The following is a 19,214-nucleotide window of genomic DNA, read 5'->3' as shown; positions in this document are numbered from 1 at the left end:
ACAAGGATCGGGGGACGGGAAGAAGGCGGACGAGGAAGGCGGGCGAAGAAGGGCGGTTGAAGGTACGGCCAAGGCCGCCACGGGCGGTGTGCCCGACGACCGGCCGGGGCTCAGACGGCGCGGACCATCCGGTGCCAGGAGTACTTCAGGGTGGCCAGGTGCAAGGTCACGTCGGAGGCGATCAGCCCGGGCAGTGCCCCGATGATGTCGCTGGTGTAGCGCAACAGATCGGTGCGGCGGGGCAGCACCATGTGCCCGACGAGATTGAAGCGGCCGGTCGCCGCGCCCAGGAACTTGGTTCCCGGATGCCGCGCGAGCTGCCGCCCCGCGGCGTCGAGCCGGTCGGGCTCGATCGACAGCCACACCATGAACTCCGCGTCGTACCCGAGCAGGGTCGGTTCGACGAGTGTCCGGAACTGGAGGATGCCGCGGGATATGAGCCGGTCCATGGCCCGTGCGACACCGGACTCGGTATGGCCCAGGCTCCGGGCCAGGGTGCTGACCTGGGCGCGGCCGTCCTCCTTGAGGGCCGCGGCGACCTCCTGCTCCAGACCGGTCAGCGCTTTTGGCGCCTCGTCCCAGTCGGCGCGGTCGCACGACGACGCGACGCAGGCGGGCCGCAGGTCCGCGGCCGCCTCGACGGGCAGCAGCCCGGTGTCCCACATCGACGCGGAGGTAAACGCACGGATGACGGCGACCGCCTCGGTGCTGGTGATCAGGTCGGCCCCGGGCAGGTCGGTGAAGAGCATCCGCATCATCTCCTCGTTGTCGCGCGCGACGAAATCGACGATGAGATCGGCGGCCCCGGTGACGACGGCCAGGAAGCGCACATCCGGACTCACGGCGAGCTGGTCCGCGAGGTCCAGCCCGCGGCCGGGCCTGGCCTGCACCCGGACCAGCATGGAAGAGCCCTCCCGCGTGCGGTCCAGCTCCAGAGTGCCGACGACCCGCAGCACTCCCCGCTCGCGCAGGGCCTTGTAGCGCCGCTGGGCGGTCGTCTCGCTCGTACCCACCCAGCGAGCCACCGCGCTCCACGGGGCGCGACCGTTGAGCTGGAGCGCCGCGATGACACGGCGGTCCAGGTCGTCGATGGTGTCCACGGGGGTTCGGTGGCTCATGGGGCGGACGCTAATCAGCGCTTTTCCGCTCGTCAATGACGGAATCCTGCATCGCACCTGGTCACAGCCAGGTGATCCAGCACCGTCCGGGGTTACGAAGGGGTAACGCCCGCAGTTCCGGTGCGCGTGAACGGATGTCGTCGAGCGTGACGGATTACGTCATGCGAGCATCCGAAAAAGTTCACCGGCACGGGTCCGGGCCAACGCGTTGCCTCCGGCGCTCTCATTCGGGCCGGGCCGCACCGCCGACCGTGTGCATGTGCCGCAGCCCTTGCCGGTACGAGTCGAGCAGCCCCGTCTCGGCGTACGGGAGCCCGAGGTCGCGGCAGTGTTCCCGGACCAGCGGCTGTACGAGCCTGAGGTGGGGCCTGGGCATGTTCGGGAAGAGGTGGTGTTCGATCTGGTAGTTCAGCCCGCCGAGCAGCCAGTCCGTGACCGGCCCGCCCCGGACGTTCCGCGAGGTCAGGACCTGGCGGCGCAGATGGCCCCAGCGCTCGCCCGCCGGGTCGGGCATGTCCATGCCCTTGTGGTTGGGCGCGAAGGCCATTCCCAGGTGGAGCCCGAAGAGCGCCTGATGGAGCAGTGCGAACGCCACGGCCTTGCCCACCGGCAGGCAGGTGAGCAGCAGGGCGGCGTAACCGGCCAGGTGCAGTGCCAGCAGCGTGCCCTCGACGGCCCGCTCGCGCGCCGGCTGCCGCCGCAGGTCCTGGACGCTGCTCACCTTCAGGGCGATGCCTTCGAGCAGCAACATCGGGAAGAACAGCCAGGCCTGGTGGCGGGTGACCCACCGGGCGAACCCCCGGCGCACAGCGGCCTGCTCAGTGGTCCACACGAGTGCGCCGGCGCCGACGTCCGGGTCCTTCTCGATGTGGTTGGGGTTGGCGTGGTGCCGGTTGTGCTTGTCGTTCCACCACGCGTAGCTCATGCCCAGGAGCAGATTGCCGTGGAGGAGTCCGATGGCGCGGTTCGCCCGGCGGCCGACGGCGATCTGGGCGTGCCCGGCGTCGTGGCCGACGTAGGCGGTGCGCGCGGACAGGACGGCGAGCGGCACGGCGAGCAGCAGGGTCCACCAGGTGTCCCCCGCGAGGACGAACCCTGTCACCACGGCGGCCAGGGCGAGGAGGTTCACGCTGATCATCCGCGCGTACCAGCCCTTGCGACGCTCCAGCAGCCCCTGCCCCCTGACCTTCCGCAGCAGGGGGGTGAACTCACTCCCCTGCTGCGCGGTGGCGCCGACGGGTGCGGTGGATGCGGGCGGCGCGGTGGCCTGAGACATGGAGGACTCCGGTCCTTAATCGGTCAGCAAGGCTCTGACCTGCTTAAACGTACGGACCGGGGGCCATCCGGCGCCATGGCGTCAACACCCCGTCCGCATGGGGGGCCAGCCCCAGGAACCCGAAGGGGGTTAGCGACACCTCAGCGGCACCGGGCCCGAGCCGGACGCATCATGGAGCCCTGGTTCGCGGCTCTCGCGTGCGCGCGGCGAGGCCGTTCCGGCTCGAACCGGGCATCCACGGTCAGTGAAGTCCGTAGGTCCGGGCGAGTGCGCCCACAGTGGCGGTCATGGCCTGGCGCAGTTCGGCCGGTGCGAGGACTTCGATGTCGGTACCGAGGCGCAGCAGTTCGCCGCAGGCGTGGTCGGTGCTCTCGGTCGGGATGACGGCCTCGATCCATCCGTCGTCGCCGACGGGGACCGCGGTGGAGTCCACCGCCCGCACCACCTCCGGGGGGACATTGTCGGGCAGGCGCCGGCGTCCCCGCGGGGACAGGCGGATGGTGGCGGTGCCGGTATAGCGGCGTGCCTGGAAATCCTCGAGGTAGGAGGTCCAGTACGCGCCCAGGTCGAATCCCCGCGGCCGGTCGAACCGCTCCTCGCTCAGCACCGCGTCGAGGACCTGGGCGACCCGGTAGGTGGCGATCCGGCTCTCCCCGGCGGCCACGAGGTACCAGACACCGGATTTGAGCACCAGGCCGTACGGGCGCAGACGGCGGCTGACCTCCTGCGGGGCGCGCCAGCGGCGGTAGCGCACCTCCACCGCACGCCCGGTGAGCAGCGCGTCGACGAACACGGCCAAGTGCGGGGTCGGTTCGGGTTCCCGGTACCAGGCGGGGGCATCCAGGTGGAACACCGCCGCGGTCCGCGCCGCCTCCTCACTCAGTTGCGCCGGCAGCGCGGCCAGGAGCTTCAGCCGCGCCGCGCTCACCTCCGCCGTCAGCCCCAGGTCGGCGGCGGGGCCGGGCAGCCCGGCGAAGAACAGCGCCCTCGCCTCACCCTCGCTCATCCCGGTCAGGCGGGTGCGATAGCCCTCGAGCAGCTGATAGCCGCCTCCGCGGCCCGGCTCGGCGTAGACCGGGATCCCGGCGGCTTGCAGGCGTGCCAGGTCACGGTAGGCGGTCCGCACGGATATCCCCAGCTCACCGGCTACGGCGCGGGCGGAGACGCGGCCGCGGGATTGCAGCAACAACAACAGCGACAGCAACCGGCCTGCGGACATGGACGCAATTCTGCCCGGAAACCCTGACAGCACGTGGCACACCACTCCCCTAGCGTCAGCCGGTGCCCGGCCCCGACCGACCGAACCGGCCGGACGTGGCACGCCTGAGGAAAAGCACCCCGGACAGGAGCCGCAACATGACCCCCACCGACGCCGTCAGCAGCCCCGCAGTGATCGAGCTTCGCCACTACACGCTGCGCCCCGGCCGGCGTGAGGAGCTCATCGAACTCTTCGACCGGGAGTTCATCGAAACCCAGGAAGAGACCGGGATGGTCGTACTCGGCCAGTTCCGGGACCTCGATGACCCGGACCGCTTCGTCTGGCTGCGCGGGTTCGAGGACATGACGGTACGGCACCGTGCGCTGACCGCCTTCTACGACGGACCCGTCTGGTCAGAACACGGTCCCCAGGCCAACGCCACCATGGTCGATTCCGACGATGTGCTGCTGCTACGGCCCCTGACGGCCGGAAGCGGCCTCACCGTCCGCCCCTCCCACCGGCCCCGACCCGGGGCACCGGCACCGGAGGGGTTCGTGTCCGCCACCGTGTGGTCCTTCCCTCCCGGACAGCCCGAGGGCATCACCCTCATCCGGCACGGCCTTCTGCCCGTGCTCCACGAGACCGGACCCGCGCCACTGGCCGCCCTCACCACCGAGACGGCACACAACACCTTCACCAGGCTGCCGGTCCGCACCGGAGAAAACGTCGCCGTCGTCCTCACCTCCTACCCCGACGAAGGCGCGCATCGCCGGCACATCGCCGAGACGCGGGCCCACCCCCGCACCCGGGAAATCCTGACGGACATCGGGAGAGAACAGACGGCGGTCCCCCGGACACTGAGACTGGCACCCACAGGCCGTTCACTCATCCCCCAACTCGGGTGAGCGGGCAGCGACAACAGAGCCACCCGGTGATCGAGCGATACCACGGCGGCGTTCTTGCCAGTGACCGGCTCCCAGAACCTGCCGCGCTCGCATCGCCCTGGCCCGTCGGCGTCGGCTTGGGCTCCGGCTGGCTCCGGGCTTGGGCTCCGGCCTGTTGGTTTGTGGTTCATTGTGTTGACATCTGTCGAGACGCGTGTGACGGTTGCGGGACTTGCTCCTGGTCTGGATGTGCGCACTGTTCGTTCATCGACGGAAGTGGGACTCATGAGCTCAGGAATTCGGCGCCGCAGCATTCTGTCCGCGGCCGCGCTGGGAGGTGCGGCCGGTTCGCTCGGTCTCTCCGCTTCCGCTTCCGCACAGCCCGTACCCAGCGCCGAAGCGTCGGCGGCCGCGCCGCCCGCCGAGGACGGGTACGACCTGTGGCTGCGGTACCGACGGGTGGCGGATCCGGGCCAACTCCATTGGTACCGGGTCGCGTTGGGGACGCTGGTCTGGCAGGGAGGCGGGCCGCTCCAGCGGTCGGCGGTGGATGAGTTGGTCCGCGGGCTCGGCGGGCTGCTCGGCATACGGGTGAGGCCACGCGCCAACGCCCCCGCCCACGCGGCGCTCGTGGTGGGTACCCCTGCGACGTCCGCCCTCATCCGCGAGCTCGTCCCCGCGGCCGACCTGGCCGAGCTGGGCGAGGAGGGCTATGTCGTCCGCAGGGTCACCCGGCGCGCCGGGGACTTCACCGTGGTGGCGGCCCACGCGGACTGGGGGGTGCTCTACGGCGCGTTCCACCTGCTGCGCCTGGTACAGACCCGACGGCCGCTGGAGCGCGTCGATCTCACGGAGCGCCCGGCCGCCCCGCTGCGCATGGCCAACCACTGGGACAACGACGACGGTTCGATCGAGCGCGGCTACGCCGGCCGGTCCTTCTTCGACTGGGAGAAGCTGCCGCGCCTCGACGACCGGTACACGGACTACGCACGCGCCCTGGCCTCGCTCGGCATCAACGGCGCCGTGATCAACAATGTCAACACCCCGGCGGACTACCTCGCCGAGCCGTTCCTGACCAAGCTGGCCGCGCTGGCCGGTGTGCTGCGCCGCTACGGCGTGGCGCTGTACGTCACGGCGAACTTCGCCGCCCCGATCGACCTGGGCGGGCTGGACACCGCCGACCCCTTCGACCCGGGAGTGCGCGACTGGTGGACGAAGAAGGCCAAGGAGATCTACGGCAAGATCGAGGACTTCGGCGGCTTCCTGGTGAAGGCCAACTCCGAGGGCCGACCCGGGCCGTTGGACTACGGACGCACCCACGCCGACGGGGCCAACCTGCTGGCGGGCGCGGTGAGACCGTACGGCGGGGTCGTGATGTGGCGGGCCTTCGTGCACGACACTGACGCGAAGTGGGACCGGCAGGCGTACCTCGACTTCACCCCGCTGGACGGGAAGTTCGCGGACAACGCGGTTGTGCAGATCAAGAACGGGCCGATCGACTTCCAGGTCCGCGAGCCCGCCCACCCCCTCTTCGGCTCGCTGCCGCGTACCAACTCGATGATCGAGCTCCAGGTGACGCAGGAGTACACCGGGCACGCCACCCATCTGTGCTATCTGGTTCCGCAGTGGAAGGAGGTCCTGGACTTCGACACGCTCAAGGCGGGCGAGGGCAGCACCGTGGCCCGAGTCGTGACCGGCAGGGTGCACTCCTACGCGCACTCCGGGTTCGCCGGCGTGATGAACTTCGGCGATGCCAGGAACTGGACCGGCTCACACCTGGCCGCCGCCAACACCCACGGCTACGGACGGCTCTCCTGGAACCCGGGCCTGTCCGCGCGGGACCTGGCCGACGAGTGGACCCGGATGACCTTCGGCAACGACCCGCACGTCGTCAAGACCGTCTCCGCCCTGCTGCTGGACTCCTGGCGCACCTACGAGGACTACACCTCGCCGCTGGGCACGGGATATCTCACCCATCCGCCGGACGGCTCGGTGACCGGGCACTTCGATCCCAGCCCGACGACGACCACCCAGTTCCACAAGTCGGACCGCGAGGGCATCGGCTACGACCGCACCGCCGCCACCGGCGACGGCTACACCGAGCTGTACGCACCGGCGACCCGGGACGCCTACGAGTCGCTGGAGAACTGCCCCGAGGAACTGCTCCTCTTCCTTCACCATGTCCCGTACACCCACCGGCTGGACAGCGGAAAGACCGTGATCCAGCACATCTACGACACCCACTTCTCCGGCGCGGCGCGGGTGGCGGAGACGCTCACGGACTGGGAGGGGCTGCGCCGCCGGGTCGACCACCGGCGGTTCACCGAGGTGCACCGCCAGTTCGGGGAGCAGCTCGCCGAGGCCGCCAAGTGGCGGGACACCCTGGTCGCCTACTGGTTCGAGCTGAGCCGGATCCGCGACGAGCGCCGCGGCTGGCTCCAGGCGATCGTCGCCCCGGCCGACACGGCGCTGCTGGGCGGGGAGCGCAATGAGCTTCCGGTCCAGGTGGTCAACGCGACGGGCGCCGGGCTGCGCACGGTGACCACGCTGGACGTGCCCGAGGGCTGGCGGTCCGAGGAGGCGACCGCCTACGTGGCCTCGCGGGAGGGCGAGACGGTGAAGATGCCCGTGGTGCCGCCGCCGACACCCGCGCTCGCCACGCTGCACGCGCGCCCGAGGTCGGGCGCGGTGCCGGTGCTGGACTCCTCGCTGCGCGCCCTGGCCAAGGTCGTGGTCGTCCCACCCGCCGCGCGATGCGTCCACGCGCTGGACGCCGGGCCCGCCTCGGCGCCGGTGCTGAAGGACTACACCCGCCTGTCGCCGGGCAGCGGCTGGCACGAGGGCGCCGGGTTCGGCTGGGTCGGCAACACGCCCGACGCCACGGACACCGGACTGTTCGATGTCGTCCGCCGGGACTACGTACGCGACAGCGCCCCCGCCGTGCTGCGGCTGAGACTGCCGGCCGGACGCTGCACCGCGCATCTGCTCACCGGCGACCCCAACACCTTCAACAGGTCGCTGATCGTCCGCGTGGACGGAATCGAGCGGGCCCGGAGCGAGCGGCTGGACGGCCGGGAGTTCACCTGGCTCCGGATCCCGCTGGACGGCGGGCCCTCCGGACGCGATGTGGATCTGGAGCTGTCCTCGGAGGAGGACGAGACCTGGCATCTCAGCGCCTGCGTGGTACTGGCGGACGGCCAGAAGCGGGTCTAGCCGCGAGCAGCGCTGTTTGATCGGGAATGGTTCCGTCCTGACTCTTGACGGTGGGTGAAGCTCACGCCAGAGTTCGTTAATGCGCATTAGTAATGCGCATTAACGGATCGGTGAGCGAGGGGACGCACGGGGTGGATCAGCCGAAGAAGCGGGCGAAACCGGGGCGGAATCCGGCGCCCGCGAGCCGTACGTCACGGCCGCGGCAGGCCGAGGTGGCCGGGCTCGCCGGGGTGTCCCAGGCGACGGTGTCACTGGTCCTGTCGGCGCGCGGCGACGGCAGAGCCGCCGCGATCTCCGAGGAGACCCGGCAGCGCGTCCTCGACGCGGCCCGCAGTCTCGGCTACGTGCCGGACCCGGCGGCCCGGCGACTGGCGGCGGCCAGCAACAACCTGCTGGGCGTCTTCAGCTTCACCGCCACCTTCCCGACCGACGTACAGCACTCGTACTACCCGTTCCTGGTGGGCGTGGAGCAGGAGGCGGCCGCCCGGGGCTATGACCTGGTGCTGTTCACGGGGTCCAGCACCGGTGGCGCGGGCGCCACCGGGCCGGACGCGCTGAGCAGGGTCCGGCTGGCCGACGGATGCCTCTTCCTCGGCCGGCACGTACCGCGCGCGGAGCTGAAGCGGCTTGTCGCCGACGGGTTTCCGGTGGTGCATCTGGGGCGCCGCGAGGAGTTGGAGGGGCTGGCCTGGGTCGGCGCCGACTATGTCAGCGCAAGCCGTGAAGTCGTCACCCATCTCGCCGAGTTGGGGCACCGGCGGATCGTACTCGTACGGGAGGACGACGACGCTCCCCCGTCCACGGACCGCCAGCAGGGGTTCCTGGACGGCCTGGCGGCGGCGGGCATCACGGGTGGCACCGGCGCGGTGCTGCGCTGCGCCGATCCGGCGCGTGAGCTGACCGCGCCGCGGGTGCGGGCCCTGGTCGCGGACGGGGTGACCGCGTTCGTGGCCGAGGAGACCGATACGGGGGCGGCGTGGCGGGCGCTGAACGCCGCCGTCCGGGAGGCCGGGCTCAGCTGCCCGGGCGAGGTCTCGCTGGGGCTGCTCGGGAGCCCGCCCGCCGACCTCGCCGCCCGGCCCGTGCCCATGGGGTTCGACATCCCCCGGCACCGGCTCGGCGCCGCGGCCGTCCGGCTGCTCGCCGCGCTCGTGGCCGGTGAGGAGGCGCGGGAGCCGCTGGTGACCTGCGAGTTCCGGGCCGGCGAGACGGCGGGGCCGCCCGTCCCGCCACCGTAGCGACCGGCGCCGCAGCAGCAACTCCGATGCCACGGAACGAAGTTCAGTCACGACCACGAGGAGCACGGTGATACCCCAGCCAGACATCCTGATCGTCGGTGGCGGCCTCGGCGGCGTCGCCGCCGCGCTCGCCGCCTGCCGCGCGGGCCGGCGCGTGGTGATGACCGAGGAGACCGACTGGATCGGCGGGCAGTTGACGGCGCAGGCCGTGCCGCCGGACGAGCACCCGTGGGTGGAGCGGTTCGGCACGACGGCGACGTACCGGGCCCTGCGCGAGGGCATCCGGGCCTACTACCGGCAGTGGTATCCGCTGCGGGGCGAGGCGCTCGGGCTCACCGAGCTCAACCCGGGCGCCGGGCGCGTCAGCAAGCTGTGCCACGAGCCGCGCGTGGCGCTCGCCGTCCTGGAGGCGATGCTCGCGCCCCACCGGGCCTCCGGGCTGCTGACCGTCCTGACCGAGCACCGGGTCGTCTCCGCCGAGCACGACAACGATGCCATCACGGCCGTCACGGTACGGGATCTGCGTACCGGCACCCTGCGCACCGTCACCGCCCCCTACGTCATCGACGCCACCGAGACCGGTGAGCTGCTCGAGGCGGCCGGTGTGGAGCACGCGAGCGGCGCCGAGTCACGGGAGGAGTTCGGGGAGCCGCACGCCCCCGCCCAGGCCCAGCCCGGCAACCAGCAGGGCATCACGGTGTGCTTCGCGCTCTCCCACCACGAGGGCGAGGACCACACGGTCGACCGGCCCGAGACGTATGACTTCTGGCGCGGCTACCGCCCCGAATTCTGGCCGGGGCCGCTGCTCGGGTTCGAGGCCCCCGACCCGCGCACCCTGGAGCCCGTACCGCGCACGTTCGTGCCCAACCCGGAGCTGGATCCGCTGGATGTCAGCGCGGACCAGAGCGCGGACGCCGGGGACAAGGAGCTGTGGGGTTTCCGCCGGATCCTGGCCCGCAAGCTGCACCGGCCCGGGGCCTTCGACTCGGACATCACGCTGGTCAACTGGCCCCTCAACGACTACTGGCTGAAGCCCTTCATCGGCCAGGAGGCCGAAGCGCTGCACGAGGCACGGCAGTTGTCGCTGTCCGTCCTGTACTGGCTCCAGACCGAGGCGCCGCGCGCGGACGGCGGCACCGGCTTCCCCGGGCTGCGCGTCCGCCCCGATGTGACGGGCACGGCGGACGGCCTCGCCAAGGCGGCCTATGTGCGCGAGTCGCGGCGTATCAAGGCGGTGACGACCGTCGTCGAGCAGGACGTCGCCATCGACGTGGTGGGACCGTACGGCACCAAGCACTACCGGGACTCGGTCGGCGTCGGGGGCTACCGCATCGATCTGCACCCCTCGACCGGCGGCGACACCTACATCGACATCGGCTCGGTGCCGTTCGAGATCCCGCTGGGCGCGATGGTGCCGCGCCGGGTGCGGAATCTGCTGCCGGCCGGCAAGAACATCGGCACGACGCACATCACCAACGGCTGCTACCGCCTGCACCCCGTGGAATGGAACGTCGGCGAGGTCGCGGGCGCGCTCGCCACGCACTGCCTGGCCGAGGACGTGGAGCCGCACCAGGTGCAGGCGGACGACAAGCGGTTCGAGGAGTTCGCGCGGGTGCTGGACCGGGCGGGTGTGCAACGGCGCTGGCCCGACGTCCGCGGCTACTGACCGCCTTCCCGATCGGCAACGTACGCACGTCATACGCACGCCATACGCACGTCAACGCACAAGGAGGTGCCCGACATGTCCCCTGACCGTCGCGTCCGCGTCGGTATCGACGTGGGCGGCACGTTCACGGACGCCGTGGCCGTCGATGCCGCGACGCTCGAACTCGTGGGCCAGGTGAAAGTGCCCACCAGCCACCACCACGAGGACGGCGTCGCACACGGCATCGTCCAGGCGCTCGGCCGTCTCCTCGAACAGACCGGGCGCACCCCCGCCGATGTCACGTTCCTGGCGCACGGCACGACCCAGGCCACCAACGCGCTCCTGGAGGGCGATGTGGCCAAGGTCGGGCTCATCGGGATCGGCACGGGGGCGGGTGCCGTGTTCACCCGGCGCCTCGCCGCGTTCCGGAAGCTGGAGGTCGCCCCCGGCAAGCGGCTTCCGCTGGTGTACGCGCATGTGGCGGACCCGTTCGACGGCGATGCGGTGCGGGCGGCCGTGAGCTACGTACAGCAGGAGGGCGCCCAAGTCATCGTCGCCACCGAGCCGTTCGGGGTGGACCGGCCCGAAGGCGAGCAGGCCGTGCTCGACGTGGCGCGGACCACGGGGCTGCCGGTCGCCGCGGCGCACGAGATCACCTCGCTGTACGGGCTGCACAAGCGGACCCGTACCGCCGTGGTGAACGCGGCGATCCTGCCGCGCATGCTGGCCACCGCCGACCTCGTCGACTCCTCCATCACCAAGGCCGGGGTCACCGCGCCGCTGATGGTGATGCGGTGCGACGGCGGTGTCATGTCGCTGGACGAGATGCGGCGCCGTCCGCTGCTGACGGTCCTGTCGGGTCCTGCGGCCGGGGTGGCGGGGGCGCTGATGCGGGAGCGGATCAGCGAGGGGGTGTTCCTGGAGACGGGTGGCACGTCGACGGACATCAGTGTGGTGCGCCGCGGCAAGGTGGCGGTGCGGCACGCGACCATCCTCGGCCGGGCGTCGTACCTCAACGCCCTGGATGTGCGCACCGTCGGTGTCGGCGGCGGGTCCATGGTGCGGGTCTCCGGAGGGAAGGTCACGGGCGTGGGTCCGCGCAGCGCGCATATCGCCGGGCTTCCCTACGCCTGTTACGCCTCGACCGACGAGCTGCGGGACGCGAAGGTCACCACGGTGCGGCCGATGGACGGCGACTCCGACGACCATCTGGTCCTGGACGCGGCGGGCGGCCGGTTCGCCGTGACGATGACATGTGCGGCGAACGCGCTCGGCCGGGTCGGCGAGGGCGACTTCGCGCGCTGCGACCCGGAGGTGGCGCGGGCGGCGCTCGCCCCGCTCGCCGCCCTGCTCGGCCTGGATGTGGCGGGCGCGGCGCGGGCCGTGCTGGACGCGGGGACGGCGTCGGTGCGGGCGGTCGTGGACACGATGATCCGCGACTACCGGCTCGGCCGGGAGACCACCGTCCTGGTGGGCGGGGGCGGCGGAGCGGCGGCCGTGACCCCGCATCTGGCCGAGGCCGCCGGTCTGGAGGGGCGCGTCGCCCGTCACCACGAGGTCATCAGCCCGATCGGGGTGGCGCTCGCGCTGGTCCGCGAGCAGGTCGAGCGGATCATCCCCGGCGCCACCCAGGAGCACATCCTCGCCGTGCGCGCCGAGGCCGAGCGGGCGGTGGTCGCACAGGGCGCAGTGGCCGACGGTGTGGAGGTCGAGGTGACGGTCGACCCGCAGACCAGCACCGTACGGGCTGTCGCCACCGGCGCGACCGAACTGCGCACGCGGGACCGGGCGCACCGGGCCGATGACGCCGAACGGCTGCGCGCGGCCGCCGCCAGCCTCAGGGCGCGGGAGGAGCGGGTGCGGATCCTGGCCGGCACGGACGCGTACACGGTGTACGGCACGGAGGTGCGGCGCCGGCTGCGGGCTGGGCGGCAGCCGGTGCGGGTCGTGGACGCGGACGGGGTGGTGCGGCTCGGGGTCTCGGACGCGCGGGTGCGCACGACGACCGTGGGCGCGGCCGGCGAGGCGCTCGCCTCGCTGGTGCGGGAGGCCACCTCGTACGGTGACGGCGGGGTGCGGGCGCCCGCGGTGCGCCTGCTGGTGGGCGGCCGGATCGCGGATCTGTCCGGAGTGCTCGAACCCGAGGCGCTGCTGGCGCTGGCCCGCAGTGAGTTGCGTACGCGCGCGGCGGATGAGCCGGTGGTCGCGGTCGTGGAGTCCCGCGCATGAGGGGCGACCACGGCCCCGACCACGTCCGCGGTTTCGTCCACGGCCACGACCACGATCCCGGTCTCAACCACGACCACGACCCCGGTCTCGACCACGACCTGGACCTCGCCGTGCGGCTGCTCGCGGGGACGCCCACACACGAGGGCCGCGATCCGCTGGTCCTGCGCCGATGGGCCGAGGCGGCCGAGGAGTTCGGACGCCGGATGCGCCCCGGTCCGCTGCCGGTCCGGGTGGTCGAGCGGGACGGCGGGCTCGCCGCCGGGCTGCTGGCCCGGTACCGGTCGCGGCCGCCGGTGGTCGAGGTGTACGTCGACACGGTCGAACGCGCCGAACGGCTCGTCGCCGAGCTCGGCTGGCGGAACTGGTTTCCCACGGGGTCGGTGCTGGCCGCGGCCCTCGCCCACGAGCGGGCGCATGCCTGGCTCCATCACCCGCGTGTCCGGGCCGAGTTCAAGCGGGCGCTCGGCCACACCGCGCTGCGGCTCGGGCCACGCCGTCTGTACGCGCATGTCGCGGGCGCCGACGAACTCGCCGCGCATGCCTACGCCCGCGCTGCCTGCGGCCTCGGCCGCAGCCCCCTGCTGCTCACCGAGGCGCTGGCCGCCGCAATGTCCAAAAAACCAGAGGTGCCCGAAAGCGAGACGGATCGATGGGTGTCGTGATTCTGCTCCTCATGGCGGCGGGCGTCGCCGCCATGCTCACCCGCAGGCTGCCCACCGCGTTCGCGCTGGTGCTGCTCGCCGTGGCGATCGCGTTCGCCGCGGGCGCACCGCTGACCGGTAAGAACAGCGTGCTCGACACGGTGCTCCAGGAGGGCGCGCCCGCGCTGGCGGCCACGATGGTCGCGATCCTGCTCGGTTCGTGGCTCGGCAAGCTCCTGGAGGAGACCGGCATCGCGGCCACCCTGGTCCGCAAGATCGTGGAGTTCGGCGGCGATCGGCCGGTGTTCGTGGCGCTCGGTGTCCTCGCGGTGTCGGCCCTCGTGGGCACGGTGACGGGGTCCGCGCCCGCGGCGATGCTCGCGGGGCTCATCGGGATCCCGGCCATGATCGCGGTGGGCATCCCCAAGGTGACGGCCGCCGGCACGATCCTCATGGGCATCGCGGTGGGTGTCCCGTTCGAGCTGCCGGTGTGGCAGTTCTTCTCCACGGCGCTGGAACTTCCCGTGGACACCGTGCGCGGCTTCATGGTGAAGCTGTTCCCGTTCGCGCTGGTGGCGGCCGTCGCGTATGTCCTGGTGGAGTCGCGGCGGCGCGGTGTGGAGCACACCTGGTCGCTCAAGTCGCTCGAGGGCGGGCCTGCGTCACGCGGCCGACGGCAGCTGCTCGGCGATGCCCCGTGGTACGCGCTGCTGACGCCGGTGGTACCGCTGGTCCTTGCCCTCGGCTTCGAACTGGCCATCATCCCCTCGCTGCTGGCGGGAGTGGTGTACGCGCTGGTGACGACGACACGGCCGCGCGAGATGAACCGCCGTCTGCTGCGCACCCTGTACGGCGGTTTCGAGGTGGCGGCGCCCCCGATCACGCTGTTCGTGGCGATCGGCATCCTGCTCGCGGCGGTGAAGCTGCCCGGCGCCGTCGATGCGCTGGAGCCGCTGGTCAAGGCGGTCAGCCCGCAGAACGCGGTGCTGTTCGTGCTGGTCTTCACGCTGCTGGTGCCGCTGTGCCTGTACCGCGGCCCGCTCAATGTCTTCGGCCTCGGCGCCGGTATCGCGGGCGTCCTCATCGCCACCGGCATCTACCCGGCGGCCGCCGTCCTCGGCATGGCCACCTCGTACAACCAGGTCTTCGGCGTCGCCGACCCGACCAGCACCCAGACCGTGTGGGCCGCCCAGTACGCGGGCGTCTCACCGCAACAGGTGATGGTGCGGACGCTGCCGTACGTGTGGGCCGTGGCGCTCGGGGGCCTGTGTGTCACCGCCGCGACCCAACTGTGACGTCCTTCCGACAGTAGCCCTTCCGACAGCAACCCTTCCGAACAGCAACCGACCTCAGGAGCCGATCATGCAAGAGCCGCAGTCCGGCCCGGATCGTCGTATGTTTCTGCGCGCGACCGCCGTCACCGGCGCCGCCCTCACCCTCGGCGGCCTGTCGACGCGGACCGCGTCGGCCGCGCCCGGAGGCTTTCCCGACTACACCTACGTACGGACGCTGCTGACGCCGTCACAGCTGAAGTACAACCCGACGGGCGAGATCATCTTCCCGACCGTGCGCGGCGTCTACGACAAGTTGGCCTCGCCGCTCGGCCGTTACTACCTCTACTACGCGCCGCACGACGCGCCCGGCGGCATCTGCCTCGCCTACGGGAACTCGCTGGAGGGCCCGTTCACGGAGTACCCGGCGAACCCGATCGTGTCCAACAAGTGGGCCCCGCACTACTCGGTCAGCCATGTCTCCTCGCCGCATGTGCTGTGGAAGGAGGACGCCAAGGAGTTCTGGCTGTACTTCCACGGCGAGAACACCACGACACGGCTCGCCCGCTCCAAGGACGGCATTCACTTCACCTACGACAAGGTCGTCCTGTCCACCTCGATGATGCCGTCGGGCACCACCGAGACGTCGTACGCCAGGGTCTTCCGGCACGACCTGCCGTCGCGCGGGGCCCGCTATGTGATGCTGTTCATGCTCAACAACACCACCAACCACCGTGATATCTGCTGGGGTTGGTCCGCCGACGGCCGGAACTGGACCTTCGACCAGACCCCGCTGGTACGCCACTCGGACGTCGGCGCGGTGAACGTCGGCGGTCCCCATCTGCTGACGCGCAACGGCTCCGCGTACGTGGTCTACAACAAGGACAAGGAGAGCGGCGGCGACCTCATGATCACCGAGGTGGGCGCGGACTTCTCGCGCCGTCGCCATCTGGGCGTCTTCTACAACTCCCGCTCCGGGCCGCCGGAGAACGGCAGGTCGGCGGCGCCGTCGTTCGGCACCGACCATGGAGTGCCGTACATGATCTTCGAGGCCGGGGAACGGCTCCAGGGCTCGATCGCGGTGGCACGAGGGTAGTCCGGGCCCACGTCAGGTGTGTGCGCTGTCCCGCCGGGTTCGCCGGGTCCGCCGGACAGCGCACGGCCTCGACGGCGATCGGGTCGGACGGCGGCCGTCCGACGTCCGCTTCCCCGGTAGGGCGGCCGACAGTGCGAGGGCCACGGCGGCGACCGCGGCGGATGCCAGGAAGGCCATGCCCCATCCCCACGTCCGGCCCTGCGTCACGCCCAGCAGGAGTGCCACCAGCGCCGCCGCCAGGAGCAGGGTGCCGGGCAGATCCAGCACCGTGCCGTGCCGTGCGCCCCGCGCCGGGGCGCCGCCGCGCGGCAGCCGGGTGAGCAACCCGGCGAGGGCCAGGAAGGTGATCAGCACGGACAGCGGGGACAGCGCCGCTGTACCCAGCGCACCGGCGAGAGGCCCCGCGACCGCCATCGCGAGTGCCCCGCCGACCCCGAACATCGCGCTGAGCGCGGCTATCACACCGTGCAGCCGTTCGGGCGGCGTCCAGCGCCGGGCCAGCCCGAACGTCAGGGGGAACACACCGCCGGACACGCCCTGCAACGCCCGCCCCGCGAGCACACCGCCCAACCATCCCGCGCGGTCGGACACCGCGGCCAGCACACCACCGGCCGCCAGACATCCCAGGCAGGCCAGCAGGACGGGGCGGTGGCCGAGCAGATCGCCCAGCCGCCCGGCGATGGGCGACCGCCGCCGAGGCCAGCATGAACGCGGTGACCAGCCAGGCCGCGGATGACGCGGAGACGCCCAGCTGACGCCGGAACAGCGGAAGCGCGGGGATGACGGCGCCCTGCGTGAAGGCGACGACGAAGGCGGCCAGCAGCAGAACGGCGGTGACACGGCGCGCCGGTCCGCCACCGGGTTCGTCGGATACGGAGGGCCGACAGCCCTGGTGGGCTCCCGGGCCCGACCGCGTCGAGCGCGATCCTCCCCTATCCGCGCCCGGCCGTGGTGCCGCGTACGACGAGGCGCGGGGTGAGGACGACCTCGCGGGGTTCGGTGCGGTTGCGGTCCTGATCGAGGCGTTCCACGGCGGCGGTCACCGCGTGCCGGGCCTGTTCCCGGGCGTTCTGGCTGACGGTGGTCAGGTTGAAGCAGCTCAGCCGGGAGAACGTGTCGTCGTCGTAGCCGGCCACGGAGACCTCGCCCGGGACGGCGACTCCGGCGCGCGCGAGGGCGGCCAGGACGCCGATGGCGCATTGGTCGTTGTAGGCGACCACCGCGGTGGGCAGCCGACCGCCGTCGAGGAGGTGGCGGGCGGCGCGTTCGCCGGCCGCTTCGGTGTTGTCTCCGGCGAGCACACGGATGTGGTCGCCGAGGCCGTGGCGGCGCATGGCGGTGCGGTATCCACGGCGGCGGTCGGTGGCGATGACGCCCTTCCCGCCGTCCACGTGGACGATCTCGCGATGACCGAGTCCGACCAGGTGATCGATGGTCTGGCTCACGCCGTCGTCGTCAGCGGTGCGTACGACGTCCAGGGCGGCGTCCGCGATCCGGCGGCCGACGACGATCACGGGGGCCTTGTTGTCGAGCACGGCGAGCGCGTCCGCGGGTGCGGTGGGGCCGAGCAGGATCAGCGCCTCGCTGCGGAAGGCCAGCAGGGTGTCCACCGCGGTCCGTTCGTCGCGGGTGCGGGTGAGGGTGCTCAGGACCAGGTCGTAGCCGACCTCCTCGGCCGCGGTGTGCAGGTGCTCGACCAGTTCGGCGTGGAAGGGGCTGTGGATGTCGACCATGACGCCGAGCAGGCGGCTGCGTCTGCTGGCCAGTGTGCTGGCGGTGCGGTCCGCCTGATAGCCGAGGTCGGCGGCCGCCTTCAGGACGCGCTGCCGGGTCCGTTCGCTGGGGCCGGGCACCCCCCGCAGCACCAGGGAGACCGATGCCGCGGACAGGCCCACCCGCGCGGCCACGTCCTCCAGCCTGGGGCGCTTGGGCGCGCCGTTCTGGTGACGCCCGGAACCACCGTCCTCCATCTGTGCCTCCCCGGCGCGAATCTCCTCGTGCGACACCCTTGACACCCTCGCGCAGCACGGCCGATAGTACCAGGACTTAAAGCGCTTTAAATTGTCCTGTCGTTCCAACAAAGGTGCGTCGATCGGAGCCGTCGTGGCGTCCGCCCGCCCCACCGGCAGCTTGGTGATCCACCCTCCCCTCCCCGATGCACAGCGAGGTGCACGCAGCATGAGCCGCGTATCTCTCCCCCGGCCCCCACCCACGCGCCCGCCGGTGACACCTTCTGGGACACCGTCCGCGAGGGCGCCCAGACAGCCGCCGCCAAGGACAACGTCAAGCTCATCTACTCCGGCGACGAGAACGCGGGCGACCAGGCCGACCTGGTGCGGAACGCGATCAACCAGAAGGTCGACGGCATCGCCGTCACCCTCGCCGACGATCAACGCCAAGCTCAAGCAGGACGGCTCCATCGACGAGGTGGTCACGCTCGCCGCCCCCATCGCGCTCACCGCGGTACAGGCCGTGTCCGAGGGCGGCGGCAAGGCGAAGGTCGCCACCATGTTCTCCCCGCCCGAAGGGATTCCCCATGAAGATCGCCCTCGACCCGTTTATGATCCGCGACGTTCCGCTCCTCGAACTTCCCTCGGTGGTAGCCGAGTTGGGCTACGAGTGGATCGAACTCTCCCCCCGGGAGGACTTCATCCCCTTCTTCCGCCACCCCCGTGTCGACGACGCCACGGTGCGGAAGTTCCGCAAGGCGCTGGACGCGGCCGGAGTGGGCGTCTCCTCCCTGCTGCCCCTGTTCCGCTGGTCCGGCCCGGACGAGGACGCACGACAGGCCGCGGTCCGGTACTGGAAGCGCTCGATCCAGATCTGTGCGGACCTCGGAGTGGACAGCATGATCTCGGAGTTCAACGGACGCCCCGAGGACCCGGACCGCAGCGAGGCGCAGTTCTGGCGCTCGATGGAGGAACTGCTCCCGGTGTTCGAGCGCGAGGGCATCAAGCTCGCGCTGGAACCCCACCCGGACGACTTCATCGAGAACGGCTATGACGCGATCAACCTGATCCGGGGCATCAACCACTCCCACGTCGGCTTCCTCTACTGCGCCCCGCACACCTTCCACATCGGCGACGACGCGCCCGGCATCATCGAGTACGCGGGCGACCTCCTCACCCATGTCCACCTCGCGGACGCCTTCGACCACACCGCGTCCTCGGGCAACCGCTACATCCTCAACCCGCCCGGCACCCCGGCCCGGATCCATCAGCACCTCGACATCGGCCAGGGCGAGGTGGACTTCGACGAGCTCTTCCGCGAACTGCGCGCACACGGCTTCGACTCCACCCTGACCGCCTGCGTCTTCGCCTGGGAGGAACGGGCCAGGGAGTCCTCCGCCTTCATGCGGAAGAAGATCGACGAATATCTGGCCGCCCATTCCTGACCGGCCGCGCT

At 71.4% G+C, this 19,214-nt stretch carries 14 protein-coding genes and 1 pseudogene; 10 read left to right on the top strand and 5 right to left on the bottom strand.

The window, feature by feature from the left end; translation table 11 throughout:
• Positions 1–110: 110 nt before the first annotated feature.
• The 3 genes from ABD329_RS33775 to ABD329_RS33765 all read right to left on the bottom strand — a co-directional run bounded on the left by ABD329_RS33775 (position 111) and on the right by ABD329_RS33765 (position 3,613).
• Positions 111–1,118 (bottom strand): Lrp/AsnC family transcriptional regulator, encoded by a 1,008-nt coding sequence (locus tag ABD329_RS33775; RefSeq protein ID WP_198275903.1) that lies wholly within the window; start codon positions 1,116–1,118, stop codon positions 111–113.
• 223 nt (positions 1,119–1,341) lie between these two features.
• Complete coding sequence (locus tag ABD329_RS33770) at positions 1,342–2,394, bottom strand: fatty acid desaturase family protein (RefSeq protein WP_198275904.1); 1,053 nt, start codon at positions 2,392–2,394, stop codon at positions 1,342–1,344.
• A 241-nt stretch (positions 2,395–2,635) separates the two neighbouring features.
• Positions 2,636–3,613: a helix-turn-helix transcriptional regulator gene (locus ABD329_RS33765; protein WP_198275905.1), complete on the bottom strand. Its 978-nt coding sequence runs from the start codon at positions 3,611–3,613 to the stop codon at positions 2,636–2,638.
• 137 nt (positions 3,614–3,750) lie between these two features.
• Between ABD329_RS33765 and ABD329_RS33760 the strand changes: the two genes are divergently transcribed.
• The 8 genes from ABD329_RS33760 to ABD329_RS33725 all read left to right on the top strand — a co-directional run bounded on the left by ABD329_RS33760 (position 3,751) and on the right by ABD329_RS33725 (position 15,809).
• Complete coding sequence (locus ABD329_RS33760) at positions 3,751–4,497, top strand: NIPSNAP family protein (RefSeq protein ID WP_198275906.1); 747 nt, start codon at positions 3,751–3,753, stop codon at positions 4,495–4,497.
• A gap of 264 nt (positions 4,498–4,761) precedes the next feature.
• The gene (locus ABD329_RS33755; RefSeq protein WP_198275907.1) at positions 4,762–7,689 is read left to right on the top strand and encodes an alpha-glucuronidase family glycosyl hydrolase; all 2,928 of its coding nucleotides are present in this window, start codon (positions 4,762–4,764) and stop codon (positions 7,687–7,689) included.
• 131 nt (positions 7,690–7,820) lie between these two features.
• Positions 7,821–8,927, top strand: a complete 1,107-nt coding sequence (locus ABD329_RS33750; RefSeq protein WP_309142651.1) for a LacI family DNA-binding transcriptional regulator — start codon at positions 7,821–7,823, stop codon at positions 8,925–8,927.
• A 67-nt stretch (positions 8,928–8,994) separates the two neighbouring features.
• Positions 8,995–10,593 (top strand): FAD-dependent oxidoreductase, encoded by a 1,599-nt coding sequence (locus ABD329_RS33745; protein ID WP_198275908.1) that lies wholly within the window; start codon positions 8,995–8,997, stop codon positions 10,591–10,593.
• Positions 10,594–10,668: 75 nt separating this feature from the next.
• Entirely contained in the window at positions 10,669–12,801 is a 2,133-nt protein-coding gene (locus tag ABD329_RS33740; RefSeq protein WP_198275909.1) for a hydantoinase/oxoprolinase family protein, read from the top strand.
• On the top strand, positions 12,798–13,463 hold the full coding sequence (locus ABD329_RS33735) for a hypothetical protein (protein ID WP_246618279.1): 666 nt from the start codon (positions 12,798–12,800) through the stop codon (positions 13,461–13,463). Before ABD329_RS33740 ends, ABD329_RS33735 begins: the two co-directional genes overlap by 4 nt.
• Positions 13,451–14,737: a TRAP transporter large permease gene (locus ABD329_RS33730; RefSeq protein WP_198275910.1), complete on the top strand. Its 1,287-nt coding sequence runs from the start codon at positions 13,451–13,453 to the stop codon at positions 14,735–14,737. The genes ABD329_RS33735 and ABD329_RS33730 overlap by 13 nt, the downstream gene beginning before the upstream one ends.
• A gap of 67 nt (positions 14,738–14,804) precedes the next feature.
• The gene (locus ABD329_RS33725) at positions 14,805–15,809 is read left to right on the top strand and encodes a glycoside hydrolase family protein (RefSeq protein ID WP_198275911.1); all 1,005 of its coding nucleotides are present in this window, start codon (positions 14,805–14,807) and stop codon (positions 15,807–15,809) included.
• Between the two features lie 12 nt (positions 15,810–15,821).
• Here ABD329_RS33725 and ABD329_RS33720 read toward each other — a convergent pair whose 3' ends face one another.
• Complete coding sequence (locus ABD329_RS33720) at positions 15,822–16,649, bottom strand: MFS transporter (RefSeq protein WP_198275912.1); 828 nt, start codon at positions 16,647–16,649, stop codon at positions 15,822–15,824.
• Positions 16,650–16,741: 92 nt separating this feature from the next.
• Complete coding sequence (locus ABD329_RS33715; protein WP_198275913.1) at positions 16,742–17,779, bottom strand: LacI family DNA-binding transcriptional regulator; 1,038 nt, start codon at positions 17,777–17,779, stop codon at positions 16,742–16,744.
• 213 nt (positions 17,780–17,992) lie between these two features.
• Between ABD329_RS33715 and ABD329_RS33710 the strand changes: the two are divergent.
• Positions 17,993–18,317: pseudogene (locus ABD329_RS33710) on the top strand (substrate-binding domain-containing protein); the annotation flags it as partial.
• Positions 18,318–18,345: 28 nt separating this feature from the next.
• On the top strand, positions 18,346–19,203 hold the full coding sequence (locus ABD329_RS33705; protein ID WP_198275914.1) for a sugar phosphate isomerase/epimerase family protein: 858 nt from the start codon (positions 18,346–18,348) through the stop codon (positions 19,201–19,203).
• The last annotated feature ends 11 nt before the right edge of the window (positions 19,204–19,214 follow it).

Origin of the sequence: Streptomyces javensis, from assembly GCF_039525925.1 — a bacterium.
Taxonomy (GTDB): Bacteria; Actinomycetota; Actinomycetes; order Streptomycetales; family Streptomycetaceae; genus Streptomyces; species Streptomyces asiaticus.
Note: the sequence above shows the minus strand (reverse complement) of the source record. Positions and strands in the feature narration are given on the sequence as shown.